This window comes from Chryseobacterium sp. 7 (assembly GCF_003663845.1).
GTDB lineage: Bacteria > Bacteroidota > Bacteroidia > Flavobacteriales > Weeksellaceae > Chryseobacterium.
Genome location: NZ_RCCA01000001.1, coordinates 2,996,411 through 3,013,686, shown reverse-complemented (window position 1 = coordinate 3,013,686; position 17,276 = coordinate 2,996,411). Strand labels below are relative to the sequence as shown.

5 protein-coding genes are annotated in these 17,276 nt (G+C 38.7%); 3 read left to right on the top strand and 2 right to left on the bottom strand.

Translation table 11 applies throughout. The annotated features are described in order from the left end of the window. Positions 1-11: 11 nt before the first annotated feature. Complete coding sequence (locus CLU97_RS13810; protein ID WP_121488445.1) at positions 12-7,031, bottom strand: type I polyketide synthase; 7,020 nt, start codon at positions 7,029-7,031, stop codon at positions 12-14. Between the two features lie 918 nt (positions 7,032-7,949). After that, entirely contained in the window at positions 7,950-8,963 is a 1,014-nt protein-coding gene (gene glsA, locus CLU97_RS13805; RefSeq protein ID WP_121488444.1) for a glutaminase A, read from the bottom strand. 552 nt (positions 8,964-9,515) lie between these two features. Between glsA and CLU97_RS13800 the strand changes: the two genes are divergently transcribed. The 3 genes from CLU97_RS13800 to CLU97_RS13790 all read left to right on the top strand — a co-directional run bounded on the left by CLU97_RS13800 (position 9,516) and on the right by CLU97_RS13790 (position 17,207). Continuing rightward, positions 9,516-14,417 (top strand): PKD domain-containing protein, encoded by a 4,902-nt coding sequence (locus tag CLU97_RS13800; protein WP_121488443.1) that lies wholly within the window; start codon positions 9,516-9,518, stop codon positions 14,415-14,417. Between the two features lie 71 nt (positions 14,418-14,488). After that, on the top strand, positions 14,489-16,351 hold the full coding sequence (locus CLU97_RS13795; protein ID WP_121488442.1) for a T9SS type A sorting domain-containing protein: 1,863 nt from the start codon (positions 14,489-14,491) through the stop codon (positions 16,349-16,351). A gap of 157 nt (positions 16,352-16,508) precedes the next feature. After that, a complete protein-coding gene (locus CLU97_RS13790; protein ID WP_121488441.1) occupies positions 16,509-17,207 on the top strand; it encodes a DUF1826 domain-containing protein in 699 nt (232 codons plus the stop codon). The last annotated feature ends 69 nt before the right edge of the window (positions 17,208-17,276 follow it).

The window sequence follows — 17,276 nt, the reverse complement described above, 5'->3', positions numbered from 1 at the left end:
TATGCAGCGTTTTACCAATTATTTCCTGACATGATCAGCACCTGGCTTTCCGTTCCGTATTTGATCTCGTTAAGGAAGATTTCTTTTCCTTCATCCAATGGGATCATAGAAATACCTCTGCGTTCGTATTCCGATTCAAGAGTGGAAGAGACCATTCCGGCACCTTTCCATGGTCCCCAGTTGATCGAGATTACTTTTCCTTTTAATCTTTTGTTTAAAGCATTTGCATAATCATCCAGTACGCTGTTGGCCGCAGCATAATCTGTCTGCCCTTTGTTACCGTATACGGAAGCGATGCTTGAGAATAATACTACAAACTGGCAGTCTGAACGAAGCTGTTCTGCTAATACACGAAGTGGTTTCACTTTGGTATCAAATACACGTCCGAAAGAGCTTGTTGTCTTTTGTTTGAATAATTTATCTTCTAAAAGACCTGCTCCATGAATCACTCCATCCAGACGGTTGTATTTTTCATAGATACTGCTGATCAGATTACTTAATCCTTCTTCGTCACAAAGATCCAGTGATTGATAGACGATGGTATTTCTAAGGTTTTCCATATCGCGAATGGTGCGCAGGATCTGATTGTTTTTGAAAATCTTCGTTGTTTCTTTTTCTATTTCTGAAGGAGAAGTGAATTGACCGGACTTAATCAGGAAGCCTCTGATTTCTTCTTTGGTTTTCATTCCTTCAAAGTCTTTTGCAGAAATATCATTTCTTGGATCCGCTGATCTTCCTACCAGAATATAAGTACAAGGATAAGCCTGAGACATATGTTTTACCAATTCAGCAGTGATTCCCTGTGCACCTCCAAGTACCAGTACCACAGATTTTTGATCTAGCTGGATGTGCGCTTCATGTAAGCTCGTTGATAGTGGAGAAGGAATGATGTCTACTTTGTGTCTCTGATCATTTTTATAAATAACTTCAGCAGGTTTATCGTTGGTAAGAATCTCTTTTAAAGTAATTTCAGCAATCTGGTCTACTTCCTGAGGAGTACTCAGGCTGATTAATCTACAAGTTGTATTATCAAATTCTCTGGCTAAACTTTTGAAAAGTCCCGGATATCCCTGGTGGTGGCGTAATACGCTTACATCAGAGATTTCCTGAAGATGAGCCGTAATGTCAGAGATAAGATATACCCATTTCGCTTTGTCAAAATCCAGTTTCTTGATTAGATCTACATGATCAATAATGCTTGGTTTATCGGTTGATGAGAATAGGTCCAGCATAATTAATCCATCAATATTTGAAAGATCTTTGTCTGTATCTACCAGTTCTACAATGGCTCCATGTTTTTCTAAAGCTTCTTTGATCGCCGAGGTTTGTTTGTTGTCATCTTGGGTAATGGCAAAACGTTTTCCCTGTAATACTTCTGTGTTTTGTACTAAAGAAGCATCGGTTGGAGTAATGTCAAAACGAAGACGTGAAAGTACATTTTGAGCTGGTTCTGAAGTGTTTGCTTCTTTTGCTTCATGAGCAGTCTCATTGGTTTCACCATTCATTTCATTGATCCAGCTTGCCAGACCGCGAAGTGTTTTAATAGCAGCCAGTTTTTCCATGACATCATCAGCCTGCTCAAGGTTTTGCCCAAAAACTATTTTGGTTTTAAGGTCGCTGATGATTTCCATACGTTTGATAGAATCTATACTCAAATCCGCTTCCAGATCAAGATCAAGACCTAACATTTCTTTTGGATATCCTGTTTTCTCACTTACAATATTCAAAATAGCATTCTGAAGATCTTCAAGTGAGAATGCTGGTTGAATTTGTGGTTTTGAAGCTGAAGATTCAACGGCTGATCCGTTTTTTTCTGAAGCAGCAATTGTTTCAGCTCCTGAAAATTCAGTAAGCCATGAAACAAGACCACTTAAGGTTTTGATTCCTGCTAATTGTTCCATAACGGTATCTTCACTGGTGTTTCCATTGCCCAGAGTTCCCAATTCGTTACGAAGTGTTCCGATGATTTCTACTCTTTTAATGGAATCAATACTTAAATCAGCTTCAAGATCCATTTCCATGCCCAGCATTTCCTGAGGATATCCTGTTTTATCGCTTACCACCTGTAGTAATAAAGACCTGATATCTTTTGAAGGAGCTTGCTTTACAGGAGCCACAGCTACGGGTTCCTGATGAACAGGTTGAACCGGAATCGTAGATATAGGTTGGAGAGCAGCTGGTGCTGGTGAATGGTATACAGGAGCAGGGAATGCCTGAGGATTCTGTCCCATAAAGGAAAGCATCACATCACGCTGTGCCTGTATCATTAATTTCATGCTGTTCAAATATTCCTGCAACATGCGTTCAGCAGTAGACTGAGCTTCCGTTGCGGGTGCCTGTGGGTTATTCGTAAAGTTGTTCATGGGAATTGGGTTTATAAGTGGCAATGCACCATTAGATGGCAGATTACCAGTTGTTGGGTGGGCTGTTTGCCCGTTAACACGCCAGATAGCAGGGCTTTTCTTGTAAAGCTCAGGCTGGTTAAGATCAATGATCATAACACTTCTGCCGTCAAAAAGTTTATCAATTTTAAAGCTTCTGCCTGTACCTAAATATTGTGCCAGCATGCAAAGCAGGTGACTGAATTTATTACGGCTGTTGTCTTCAACATATAAGGTCAGCTGGTCTTTTTCCAGGCATGATTTGGTCAATCCGGTAAGTACTTTTCCTGGTCCTACTTCGATGAAGATTCTTGCACCATCATTGTACATGGCCTGAAGCTGTTCTACAAATCTTACAGGCTGTACCAGATGGTCAGTAAGTCTTTCTTTTATTTCTGATGGATTTGAAGGATATACTTCTGCTGTAGTATTAGACCATACAGGAATCTGCATTTCCTGGAAAGGAACGTCTTTCAATACTTCAGCATACAAACCTTTGGATTTTGCCAATAATGGGCTGTGGAATGCACATGCTACTTCCAGTTTTTTAGCAGAAATACCTTCTTGTTTAAGTACTTCCAGTAACTTATTGATGGCTTCCGTACTTCCTGCAATCACACATTGAGTAGGAGTATTAAAGTTCACGGGATAACATCCTTCCACTTTAGCAATAATAGGCTGTAAACGTTCCGGAGTAGCACTTGCTGCCAGCATTGAACCGGGATCTCCGCCTTCTACTGAATCTAAAATAGATTGAGCTCTCTTAACACTTAAGTCAACCAATTTATCTTCTCCAAATACCCCTGCAAAGCATAAAGCCGGTATTTCACCATAGCTGTGGCCAGCCAGCATATCAGGAATAATACCTAATGATTCTAAGAATTTAGCCAATGCAAGATCAACAATTCCTAAAAGAGGTTGCGCTAAACGGGTATCTTTAATAGTTTCTTTTTGTTGCTTTAAATCAGCTTCATTAAAGGTTTTAGATGGGAAAACCACTTTTTCAAGTTCAGGATACTCATCAATAATCTTACGCATTGCAGGGAAAACTACGAATAAGTCACGAGCCATATTGATTCTCTGGCTGCCCTGTCCCGGGAATGTAAAGACTACTTTACCTTCTTTTTTATTCACCGTAAAAGTATCTTTTGTCTCAATCCCTAGCAATACCAGTTCGAGCTTCATCATCAGGTCTTCAGCGGTGTCGGCAACAATACTGAACTGGATTGGCTTTTCTGAACTGATGCTTAAACTGTAAGCAATATCTTTTAATGGAATACCATCGTTAATTTCTAATAATGCCTTAATCTGGCTTGATTGTCCTTTAGCTTCTTCATAAGTATCTCCACGGAATACAAACAATTCTGAAGGCCACGACTGCATTGCAATTGAATTATCCTGCTTAGGATGGTTCGCAATAACGGTATGGAAATTGGTTCCTCCAAATCCGAAAGCACTGATTCCTGCATAACGGTTCTTTTCACCCCATAATCCACTTTCTGCATGAAATGCAAATGGACTGGTTGCTGCATTATAATACGCATTAGGTTGCTGAAGATGAAGGGTAGGTGGTTTTACTCCGTGATATACTGCAAGCGAAGCTTTGATTAATCCTGCTAATCCTGCCGCACATTTAGTATGCCCAATCTGTGTTTTCACAGAACCTAAATGAGTTTGACCCGGTAAAGCTCCCGAACGGCTGAATAAGTTAGTAAGTGCACTAAGTTCGGTTTTGTCACCTACTACTGTTCCCGTACCGTGCGCTTCTACAAGGCCTACGGAAGCAGGACTGATCCCAGCTTGGGAATAAGCGCGTTCTAATGCTCTTACCTGGCCTATTTTTCTAGGAGCGGTTAATCCCAGCGCTTTTCCATCACTGGATCCTCCAACTCCTTTGATGACTGAATAAATACGGTCACCATCGCGTACTGCATCTTCATATCTTTTTAAAACAAGGATCGCAATACCTTCTCCAAGAGCAATACCGTCTGCATCACCGTCAAATGTGGCGCATCTTCCTTTTCTGGATAGAGCATGCGTGCTGGAGAACATCAGGTAATCATTAATTCCGTTGTGTAAATCTGCTCCTCCAGCAAGAACCATATCAGATTTTCCTAATACAAGTTCCTGGCAAGCAAGATCGATAGCTGCCAGAGAAGAAGCACAAGCTGCATCTACGGTAAAGTTTCTGCCACCAAGATCTAATCTGTTCGTAATCCTACCTGCGATTACATTGGCAAGAATACCTGGGAAAGAATCTTCAGTAGTATATGGGAAAGCTTCTTTGACTTCCTCATGAAGTTCTCCGAAAACCTGTTTATAATATCCTCTGAAACTATAGCTGTTAGCAAGGTCGTTACCTCCTTCAGCGCCTATAATCACAGAAATGTTTTCTCTGTTAATGTGTTTTTCGCCATATCCTGCATCTTCCATTGCACGTTTTGCAACCAATAATGTTAACAATTGCGTAGGTTCAATAGCAGCAAGAGATTGTGGCGGAATACCAAATGCCAATGGATCGAAATCAATTTTTGGAATAAATCCTCCCCATTTGGAATGAGATACATCCGATTCGTTGGAATTCGGTTTGTAATAAAGGTCTTTATTCCATCTTTCATCCGGTACTTCGGTAACACTGTCTTTTCCTAAAATGATATTTCTCCAGTATTCATCTAGGTTTTTAGCACCCGGGAAGATACATTCCATTCCTACGATAGCAATATCCAAAGGCTTTTCTGTAGAAACAGGTTCTTCTGATAATGCAGCGCTCTGAATATATTCATAATTGTCTACCACACTTTGATGTAGAGCGGCTAATGAGACCACACGGTTATGCATCGTAGCAACCTGTCCGATCATGTACATTCCTAAGTCTAATTGATCATCTTTAGGAATGTTGACTAATTTATCACCTTGGCGTTCTATGCCTTTAGCCGCAATACGTAAACGGCCAACATTTAATTTTTCAAGCTGTTCCCATACTTGTTTTTTATCCATTCCGGCAGCCAGGAGTTTTGCTTTTTCGGTATTGAAGTGGTGAGCAAAAGCTGTATTTAAGCAACGGGTTTCATGGCCCGGAGCTGTTTCCAATAAAACGGTATCTTTTGCCTGCATTGCCTGAGCTTGGAATTCTTCCTGAATAGCCCCGGTTTCTACAGCTTCATACGTATACAGATAGGCAGTACCCATCAATACTCCAATTTTCACTCCTCTTGCAGCCAATGGCGCAGCCATGATGGAAACAAATGCAGTTGAAAAAGCATTGTGAATTCCTCCTGCAAAAAAGACACTTATATTTTCTGGGTGGTCTTCTTTTAAGATACGTTCAATTTGTTTTTCCCAAAGAACAGTACTCGAAAGAGGGCCTACGTGTCCTCCGCACTCACGTCCTTCAAAAATGAAGTTTTTAGCTCCTTCTTTCAGGAAAATATCCAGTAGGGCGGGAGAAGGAACGTGTAAGAATGATTTTATTCCGGCTTTTTCAAATACTTTGGCCTGAGCGGGTCTTCCTCCGGCAATCAAAACTACTGGAGGTTTCGCTTCTAATATATATGAAGTCTGTTCTTCTCTTAATTCCTGCGGAGCAAATCCAAGAATACCAACACCCCATGTTTTTTCACCAGCCAGTTTCTTGGTTTCCATTACCAAAGATTTTGCAGGTTCCCCTTTTAATAAAGATAAAGCAACAAAGGGCAAAGCTCCGGCATCAGCTACTGCATTGGCAAATGAAGGAACATCACTTACACGGGTCATTGGACCCTGAGCGATAGGATAGCTCAAACCTAATTCTTGTGCTAAAGAATTGTTTTTATCAATTACTTTTAGCGCTTTAGCCTGTTTCAGATGGCCATGCATCGCTTCTTTGAACCCGAAAATCAGTTTTTTCAGTGTTCTGAAGTCTTCATACAGATCTGTTGCTAATGAAATATCCTGTCCCATAGGGATATAGCATGTGCTAAGGTCAAGCCCCGTAAAATGTTGTTTAAGGTCTTCCGCAGTTGTATTTTCAGGCAAGGCAGGGGAATTGGGTCTTACCAATACACGATGGTTAGCGATTACCTTAGTTTCTGTACCATTCAGTTTTGAGCATACATCTTTCAGATCCTGAGGAACTGAACTTTCCGGGAACAATGCCAATTGGCTGTCCAGTACAATTCCTGTTGCTCCCAATGCTTTTGATGCCGCTGCGGTATGGAGACCTATTCCTCCCTGTACCCACACCGGAATACTCTGTATTTCTTTGATCACACGCTGGAATAACACAAACGTGGATTCATAACCTACTAATCCGCCGGCTTCATTTCCTTTGATAATGATTCCTTCTGCTCCCAGCTGTTCAGCTTGTCTGGCTTCTTCCAAACTGCTTACCTGATACACTGCAGGCAGAGTGGAGGGGTTAGACATTCCAAACGGAAGGATCGCAAATCTTACTTTTTCAGAGATTTGAAGAGAGGCGAAATTGTCATTAGAAAAATAAATACCATATGATGGTAGGTCTATCTGGTCAAGTTGATGTAACGCTTCCTGTGCCGTTGTAATTTCATTTCCTAAACTCAAAACGGGAAATGCACCCGCCTGATGCAGTTTGGAAATAAGGGTTACGTCTGGTTTTTCAAAGGGCGTCAATCCAATAATGGGTAAGTTTTTCATGGCGTGATAATTATTGAATGATAGCAAGAGATTCATAGCAAAATGCTTTGCCTTTCGGTTATAAGGCAGTTGCTTTTTATTATGATATAATAAAATTGGTTTTTGTTAAATCGTTAACAATTTGAATCGTTTTGTGGTAATTATTCAACAATCTATTATTTGTCAATAGATGGGTTGGTATAAGGGTGATGTCCGGCTTTTCAAAAGGCATTAGCCTGATTTTAGTCAAGTTTTTCATAGCATTTACGGTATAGGAATAGTTAATGATATCTCATAACAAAACATCAATATCACTGGTTTTGCCAATGATTTTGTGTTATGAGGAAATAAAAATAATAAAATTATAATATATATTCAATCATAATTGAAATTTTATAATGATTTATTAATAATAAAATATCAATTGTTCAAATGCTATTAAAGTATATTTATTATTTTCTTATTCTTAGAAACGTGACGATACAATCTTAGTAATTTTAACTATAAATAGTTATAGTTAAAAAAATGTTAAGCAAATATAGGAATAAAAAATAAAATATTTCAAAAAATGGAGATTTGTTTTTGGGTATATTACAAAAAGATAATATACCACGAATAAGGTTCGAAAATGTGAAAATTGTCTTTATCAATCTGATAAAACGGATAAGCGAATTTATGTAAAATTAATCAATATACTGTGATTTAATTTGAATTATTTATGAACTTTGTCTATCTTTTTGATAAATAAACAGATATAGATTTTAACAAATAATTAAATTATCTTTTCGAAATTCATAAAAAAAACAGTAAGTATCTGATCTACTTACTGTTTTTGAATAGGCTAACCGTTAAAGTTTTTTTTTCTGATGAATAACCTTAAAAGGAAGCGTTATATCAGTTAAAAGGTGGTATAATGTATAAATTAATGATGTACAAAATTTAAAATATACTTAACCCATATTGTTTGGCAAGGTCTAAAATCATGTGATATCCAGCCAATGAATTTCCATGCTGATCTAAAGACGGGCTGAATACCCCAATTCCCATTTTTCCCGGAACGCTTACGGTAATTCCGCCTCCTACACCAGATTTGCTTGGTAATCCTACCATTCTGGAATATTCTCCACTGAACTCATACATTCCGGCTGTCAGCATTTGGGATTCTATCAGTTTTGCTATGTCAGCATTTTTGTAAGTAGAATCTCCATCGAACCTTACACATTGGTTAGCGAAGAAGTATCCTATTTTGGCAAGGTCTTCAGCAGTAAGTTCAATAGAGCATTGTTTGAAATAGTTGTCCAGCTGGTCTTCGTTTCCTGAAATCAGCCCGCTGTTTTTCATGATATAAAACATTCCGCGATTGCGGTGTCCTGTGGATTTTTCAGATTCGTAAACAGATTTGTTATAATCTATTGTCTGGTTTTTGGTGATATATCTTACCATGTCCAGTATTTTAAGGAATGGTTTTTCGCCTTCTCCGGAAATTAATGAAGTGGTAAGAATTGCTCCTGCATTCATCATTGGATTGAGCGGTTTTCCTGTAGTTTCAAGGTTTGAGAAATGGTTGAAAGGCTTATCTGAACCAAAATATCCCATTTTGTCAAAAATATTGGCCTCTCCTTTTTCATTTACAGCCACCATTAATGATATGATTTTGGAAATGCTCTGCATGGTAAATTTCTTACTTACATCGCCTGTATTGAATACTTTACCGTTTTTGTCTACCAAAGAAAAAGCAATGGCTTTAGCATCCATTTTTCCCAGTTCAGGTATGTAATCTGCTACTTTACCCTGGGTGTAATAGGCTCTGTTTTTTTCCAGAATGGTATTGAGTGTTTTTTCTGAAATGGTTGAAATCTCTACTGTTTTCTGAGCATAAACAGATGTATTTAAGGCTAAAAAAGCTACGGTGCAAATTCCTTTTGCAGAAGATAAAAAGCTGTTGTTTTTCATAGGGAAGGTCTTCAAATAAAATAGTTATGATATGCCTGAGGAAACAAAGATAAAATATTTTTGGTATTGTCTGTAATTCTCTTTTTCTGGCGTTCATGAGTGTTTATAGGGTATTTCTACATGAAATGAAACAATTTACATAAAACAGATAAGGAAAGAGATTCAGGAGATAAAAAAAGTTTTAAAAAGAAGATGATTTCGCTTAATTTTTTTTTCTTTTTTTAATGAATTTTTCTTGTTATTATTTTTAATTTATTATTCATTTTTTATTAATAAAATTCATAATTTGTGTTTATAATGGCTTTTTTGGTTTTCAACAACGTTTAATATGCGGTATTTTATTTATTTAAAATGGGTCTAAAGCTTTAAATTACTGGGAAAAGTGAAGTTTTTTAGATAACTAATATATGGGTGAAATAACATATAAGCAGGTATTTATCTATATTACTGGTCTTCAGTTGTGAAATTATGTTATTTTTTCACTATTAAATGATTTTTGTATTAATTTTTTTGTTAATTTGACAAAAAATTAATAACACTTTTTTAATAACTATGAAAAACAACACCTATTTTGGTAGGCAGCACGTCTTCAGATGGCTCCTGCTATGTTGGCTTTTGGTACCCTGGGTACTACAAGCGCAAGCTCGAATTACATGGACCGAAGAGGTCGGATGCCAGGAATTCCGCGGCGAAAAAGAAGGTCAGGTTCCTGACAACGGAATCGCAAGTTCCTACATCAATTCCGCCCAGTGTCTCCGCGTCTGCGAGAAATCACTAGACCCTGTAAAATATCTGGTTCAGGGATCCAACGTTTCTAACGTACAATGGTCAGTTTCCGGAGGAACTGCTACAATTTCCGGAGCCGGAAATACCTTAGCGTATGTTACGTGGGGTGCCGCCGGTAACGGTTCTTTACAGGCTGTTATCACTTACAACGACGGAACTGTGGAAACACAGACCATCTGTATTGAAAAAATCAACAGACCTATTGCTAAATTTGAATTGCTGAATCTGGATTATACCGTATGTAACAATACAACAGTGTATTTTGATAACCTTTCCGAACAAAACGGAGGATCAGATATTGTCAATTATTTCTGGCAATTCGGGGATGGAAGTACTTCCACTTCCACCGCTTTTGAGCCTTCTCACGTCTATACTAATCCTGGTACTTATACCATCCAGCTTACTGTAACCAATAAGTGCGGATGCCAGAGCAGGTATAAAAAAGAGATCAAGGTAGTGAAATCTTATCCTGTACAGATTAACTGTGCTTCTGTAGTATGCGAAGGAAGTACAGAGAAATACAATGCAGAGGATGGATGTAACAAAGGACAATGGAAAGTTATTGGTGGAAACATTATAAACAATAACGGTAACGAAATTGAAGTAGTCTGGGATCAGGTAGATCCTATGGATGGTTTCGGATATGTAATGTATATGTCTGAATGCGCTTGTCCTGAATGGACTACTATTAAAATCCCTGTGATTTTAAAGAATGCAAAAGTGAAAGGACAGGAGAAAGTATGTGCCGGTAAGCAGTATACCTATTCTATTCCTCAATGGCCTACAACCAAAGTTAACTGGAATGTATCAGGCCCTGGATCGGGTCAGTTGGTCAATACCCAACAGAGAAATGAAATTGTTTTCTCAGCAACTCAGCCTGGAATTTATCACCTTGAGGCTACTTACTTCAATACTTTATTATCATGCGAAGGAATTGCTACTATTGATATCGAAGTAGAGCAGCCGGTAACCATAAGTGGTGGTGTAGATGAGATCTGCGCAGGAACAAGCCAGACATTTACAGCTACTCCTAATGTACCTGTTATATGGAAAGTAACTACAGGAGGATCTACTGTCACTTCGGGAGTGGTATCCGGACCATTTACTTATCCTTTTACAACAGCAGGTACTTATACTATTGTTGCTGTGAAGCAAGGAGGAGGTTGTGAAAGTAATCCGAGAATTATTAAGGTATTACCAATTCCACAGCCGCCTACGGGAACTATTTCAGGAGAGACTAAAGTATGTCCTGGAAAACCTTATGTGTATACCATCAGCTCTGTAGATGCAGGCATGGTACCAGTTTGGAGTGTTACGAACGGAACAATCCAGGGAAGTAATGCAGGATCTTCTGTAACGGTTATATTTAATACAGGTGCTTCATCGTATGCGGTGTCTGCACAGAATAAATCTATGAGTAATGCAGGATGTCTTTCGGCTCCAATTTCGTTCAATGTAGCGCCGCTGGATCTTAATACAATTACGATTAATCCTAATCCGGGTCCTTTCTGCCCGAGCAGTACTCAGGCGTTTACAGCCAATCTGAACGGTATTGTTCCTGACTTTATGGAATGGACATTCGGAAGTGCAAACTTTGGAAGTGTTGTAGGAGGACAGGGTACTAATAATATCACGGTAAACTTCAACGAAATTTCTTCAACAAGCAGCACCATGCTGAACTTAAGAGTTGTAAAATGTGGAGTAACAAAAGTCATCAGTATTCCGGTATCATTATTGCCGCTTCCTGTGGTGAACTTCACAAATGTTGGAGGAATCTGTTTAGGTTCTGATCTTACATTCTCTGTAAATCAAGGTTCTATTACTTCAGCTTCAGAAGTAACATTCACATTTGCTAACGGAAGTGTTTATTCTACAGGTCCTGGAGGTTTCAACGCATCAGGAATTTACACTTTCACAAATAACAATTACATTACAAATAACTCAGGAAGTAATGTTTCCCAAACTGTTATTGTGAAATATAAAGGAACGAACGGATGTAATTATGAGCCTACAGCAAGTGCTGTCTTTACGATATATCCTGAAACTATTATTACGGTTTCTCCGGTATATAATATCCTGGTATGTGATCCTACAACAATGACACCTTATACCCTTACGGCTAATAGCTCTACAGGTCTTACCAATATTACTTCATGGCAGTGGTTCAAAAACAATGCGCAGATACCAGGTGCTACCACCAACTCTTATACCATAGGGGGTGCAGGTGCTTTTGGAACCTATAAAGTAAGAGCTATAGATATTAACGGTTGTGTGGTTTATTCACAAAACATTAATGTGAGCCAGCTTTGCCCAAGCAGCGGAAGTTGCAATGCAAATCCTCAGATCAACTTTACGGCTACATGGTCTGGCTGTAATACAATTTCTACATCTGGTTTAACGTATAGCGGAACTCCTGATCAGATCGAATGGTCATCAGACAGTGTACTTGCTTTAACTTCCCCTCAGGGGCAGCCTACAGCAACATATCAGACAACTCTTGCAGGAGCACATATTGTTTTTGTACGTTTAAGATATGGTTCATGCTGGTACAGCAAAGCAGTAGAAGTAAGAAAGAACTACGAGCCTAAATTCAGCGTTGGTACAGTATGTAGTGGTAATGGATATAATGTGACTCTATATAACAACTCTACAATATTTGATATCAATCCATCTACTATTACCTATACATTTACCAGCCCGGGATTACCAACCCAAACAGGGCAGACGGCTACTTATAACAACCTTGCGCCAGGTACTTATACCTTCACAATGACAATGTCTGCGCCAGGTAAGCCAACGTGTACAACTACAAAGACTATTACATTGGATCCGGTTCCGAACACCAGCTTCCTGGTTCCTGCGTGGTTATGTGTAGGGGAGCCGATTACATTCTCTGCAATGGGATACAACCCTAATTATAAATATACCTGGTATTTTGATGGTACATCTTATGTAACTTCAGGATCATCAGCTGCTACTATTACTTATAATACGAGTGGTGCAAAAACAATACAATTGAAAATTACCACTCCTAATGAATGTGTTTATGCTTCGGCAATTATTAATGTTAATGTTAAAGAAGCCTTCATTAATGGTAATATTTCACCTATTAATGTGACTGCTTGTGCAGGATCTGTTCCTACACTTGTATTTAATGGTACGGTAGGAACTGCCAGCCAGTATATCTGGATGAATGGTTCTCAGCAAGTTCCGGGAGCACCGAATTCAATGACGTTTACACCTACTCAGTCAGGAACTTACTGGCCGGTATTGGTATCGCCAGATGGTTGTAAAACAAGCATCATGAGTACTAAAGCTGCAACGGTGACAGTTAAAAATGCTCCGTATGTAAATATTTCTGGTAAAGCGAATATCTGTGCAGGATCTTCTACAGTATTGACTGGTCTTGTAACAGATAATACATTAGAGTACCAATGGAAAAAGGCAGGTTCGGTAGTGACACCATGGGCCTCTGCTCCTTATCCGATTACTTTAAGTACAGGATCATTAACGGCAGGTACTTATGTGTATACGCTGGAAGTAAGAACTCCGGGTACATCAGGATGTACAAGCTCTAAAAACTTTACCCTTACAGTAAGCAACCCACCATCAGGTGTTACTGCTACATATAGCTTGGTGAGCTGCCAGCCTTATAGAATTCAGTTAACTGCATCAGGACCGTCTGCAGGAGATTATAACTGGAGTAACGGAATGTCTGGTCAGACTATTACGGTAAATGAAGGAGGAGTATTCCAGGTTACTTATACTGCTCCAAGCGGTTGTAAAGTATCTAATTATGTAGAAGTACCATTAAGTCTTGAAAGCCTGATGTGGGTATTCCCTACAGGATGCTATGACGAATGTCTTAGAGAAAAGAATTATATCATAGGACCAAAAGGAGTATTTGATCATCATGATTGGATGCTGTTCGGAAACAGTATTCAGAGTGGGAATAATGATTTCATCTTCCCATTAGCTATTGGAAATGCAGGTACCTACCAACTGCAGGTTGATCATTTAGGATGTCAGTATACATCCGGAACTATGAATTACTATCCTGGTAAAGAATGCGGATACGAAACAGATTGTAAGATTAAAGGAGAGATTAAAGGAATGAAGTGGGTTGGAGATCACTACGCCGTTTATGGTGCTATTTACAACACAGGAGGGCAGCCTATAAGTCTTAATGTTACAAGTGTTAATGGATACGGAGTTTATATTCCTTCTATTATTACCATTCCGGCTGGAGGAGTATATGATATGAATGCTAATCCATTGGCGTTCTATCCGAATCCAAACTTCCAGGGTACGGACGAGGTTTTATTCTATAATGAAACTTGTAAGTTTAGTACCAAAGCGGTAGATCCGGACTGGATGGGTATGAGAAGTGCATCAAGAAGCGTTACCGCTACAGCAGTTTCTTCTCTGAAAATGACACCAAATCCTGCGAAGGAAAAAGTGAAAATCTCGTATAATACGGGTAATGAAAAATTACTTGCAAAACAGATTACAGTTTTTGATGCCATGGGCAATGTCAAATTCCGTAAAGAAGTGAAAGCGGCTTCCGGTGAGGTAGACGTAGAAGTTTCCAGCTGGCTGCAAGGTGTTTATATCGTTATCGTACAGACGGGAGACACATCATTACAAGGAAAACTAATTAAAAATTAGTAACTCATAAATCAGTGTTCTCTTCGGAGAGCACTGTTTTTTTATAGTATGTGAAAATTAAATGAATTTATATGATACAATTAAAAAACAAACTGTGGGGATTGCTTCTTGTGCTGCCGGTATTATCTTTTAGCCAGACTTACCAGTGGCAATGGGCAAAACAGGCTGGTGGACAATCTGGTTCTGCCGATCCGGGGTTTAATTATCAATTTGATGAATCTATAAGGGATATTGTTGTAGATAACAATAACAACACCTACTACCTTGCAAGTGTATGGAACGGAGATCAGAATCTGAACGGCGTATCTGTCCCTAATTATGGAATCCGTGATCTTATTTTATTTGCTACAGACTGTCAGGGTAATACACTATGGTCTACCGTGATTGGAGGATCAGAAGATGGAGAAAATGCCTGGCATATAGAAGTGGATAATAATGGCGGTCTCTATGTAATGGCTACTCTTTATAATAACTCATATAGCGGAGATCCTACTGCTGTTCCTATGCATTTTGACGGTACTCACACAATGCCCTTGTATACATATTATGATCAGACGGTGGAGTCGGCACATAAAGCAGCTTATCTGCTTAAATATAAAACCTCTGACGGCACATTAAATTGGAGCAAAGCTTTACAGGGAGATGTCAGTTATCTTAGCAGACTTTGTGATGTGCAGATGATGTATATGGATTCGTCCAAAAATATTCATGCTGTGATGGGTTTCAGAGCGGGAACTCATTTAAATGGCTTAATTACGGTGCCTTCAACATTCACTACATCGCTTCAATATTATTTGGTTAAATTCAACTATGACAATGGAAATATGACCCCAGCAACTCCTTTATTACTTCCTATTACAGGAGGATTAACCGCAGGAGGAACAGATGGTAAAGTGAATCTGCTGTATGATGAAAGCTTAAACAGATACTATCTGGCAGGTAAAAGAATGTTAGGAAACTACACCAGTAATCTGGAAGATTTTTCTTACAATAATATTCCTTTTACAAAAAATGCCTATATACTTGCACTGAACGGAACTACCGGAGCAGAACTGTGGAGAAAAGAATTTGATAATAGCTTGCCAGGATTTATGGATGATGAAATTCATTCCGTAATTAAAGGCTCAGGTTCTTCAGATATTTATATTTCCGGGCGTTATTTTTCAGGAACAGTTCCTACCACTTTCGGAAACTATTCTTTTCCTGTACAAAATTATCAGGGGCAGACTCCTTTTGTAATGAAGCTGAATGCGGATGGAGTAGTGCAATGGGCAAAAGTTCCGGATGGGCTTACAAGCTTTTCTGCGTACCGTTTCATGAAGGGGAAAATTGCACTGAACGGAAATGAACTGGCCTTTGCTAAAGGAAGCTGGAATGAAGTTTGGGGAAGTTTTTCAATGACACGTCCCAATTCAGATTTATCAGATCCTTTGCTGGTGCGTTTCAATAAAGATACAGGAGCGGTAATTGGTACCGGAGAAATTCACAGTAACTTTCAGGTTCAGGATGAGTTTACAGCCATTGCTGTAGATAAAGACGGAAATTATGTGTTAGGAGGTCTTTTCCATGATCAGCTGTTTACAGATTCCAATGATAATGTCAATACCATGACAGTAAATGTGACGGGTGGAAAATCCCAGTCTTTCATTACAAAATATTCTAAATCAGCATGCAGCCAGATGTCAGTAGAAGAAACAGCCATTCAGGCAGGAATCCAACTATTCCCGAATCCAGTTCAGGACGTGCTTACCATCAGAAGTAAAGAACCTTTGGTTTCTTACGAAATCTTTGGGGCTGCAGGACAACTCGTAAAGCAGGGAGCTTTGAATATGATGCAGGAACAAATAGTATTATCTTCTCTTCAGACAGGAGTATATTACATTAAACTTAAAACAAAATCTTCTACAGTAACAGAAAAACTCCTGAAGAAGTAAAAAAACAAAACTGAAAATTAATAACCTTATATATAAACAGTGTTCTCTGATGGAGGGCACTGTTTTTTTATGCAGTTTTATATCCGGACATTCTAATAATAACGTTTCTTGATCAGCTATTCCGTATTTTTGCAGACTAAATTCTTTATTCCAGAATATGAGCACAATATTTTCTGATAACAGCCAAATTGAGGTAGTTTCTTCCTTTTCTGAATTAGTAAACACCCACTTTCATGGAGCTATGAATGCAATTTGCTGGCACAGAAACCTTACCGGAGATTTTAAGGAAATTGTTTCAAAACTTCAGTTGGAAGATAATATTACAGAAATTTTTCCGGAAGACCTGTTAGGATTAAACCTTTCAGAAGAAGGAATAGTGGCAAGAGAAACAATCTTAAATGATATGAAGCTGTTGGCAGATTTTGGTGCATCCCCATCTCTTAATTTGCTTACATATTATGATCGGGACGAAGAATTGGGGTTCATTTCAACAGATGTATATTCCTATCATGTGGACCGTTCGCCCATTGGAACAGATACGTTTTTGTGCACCTATCACGGAGCGGCAAGTGATATCATCGCCAATGATCAGGTTGAACAGAAAATTTTAATTCCGGAAATCCGTGAAAAACTAAAAAAATTACATGACGGTCCGGAAGAAGAATTTGAAAACTTCCTGAAAGAATACTTCTTTGATCTGCATTATCAGCCAAAACCCAATGCCGAACCTGTTAATTTAGGAATAGGAAATCTTTGGCGTTTGGCAGTAGATCATCCCGAACAGCAAGCTTTACCCTGTGTACACAGAGCACCTGTTGAAAACGATGGAGAGTATAGACTGCTGTTGATTTGCTGATTTTAAAAACTATTTAAATAGGAAAAATCCGATATTGATAACCATTAAAAAGGATTTAAATAATAAAGC

Bases quoted from the DNA above. Each gene is read 5' to 3' on its own strand.
- CLU97_RS13795 (WP_121488442.1), top strand. From the start codon at position 14,489: ATGATACAATTAAAAAACAAACTGTGGGGATTGCTTCTTGTGCTGCCG.
- CLU97_RS13810 (WP_121488445.1), bottom strand. From the start codon at position 7,031: ATGAAAAACTTACCCATTATTGGATTGACGCCCTTTGAAAAACCAGAC.
- CLU97_RS13800 (WP_121488443.1), top strand. From the start codon at position 9,516: ATGAAAAACAACACCTATTTTGGTAGGCAGCACGTCTTCAGATGGCTC.
- glsA (WP_121488444.1), bottom strand. From the start codon at position 8,963: ATGAAAAACAACAGCTTTTTATCTTCTGCAAAAGGAATTTGCACCGTA.
- CLU97_RS13790 (WP_121488441.1), top strand. From the start codon at position 16,509: ATGAGCACAATATTTTCTGATAACAGCCAAATTGAGGTAGTTTCTTCC.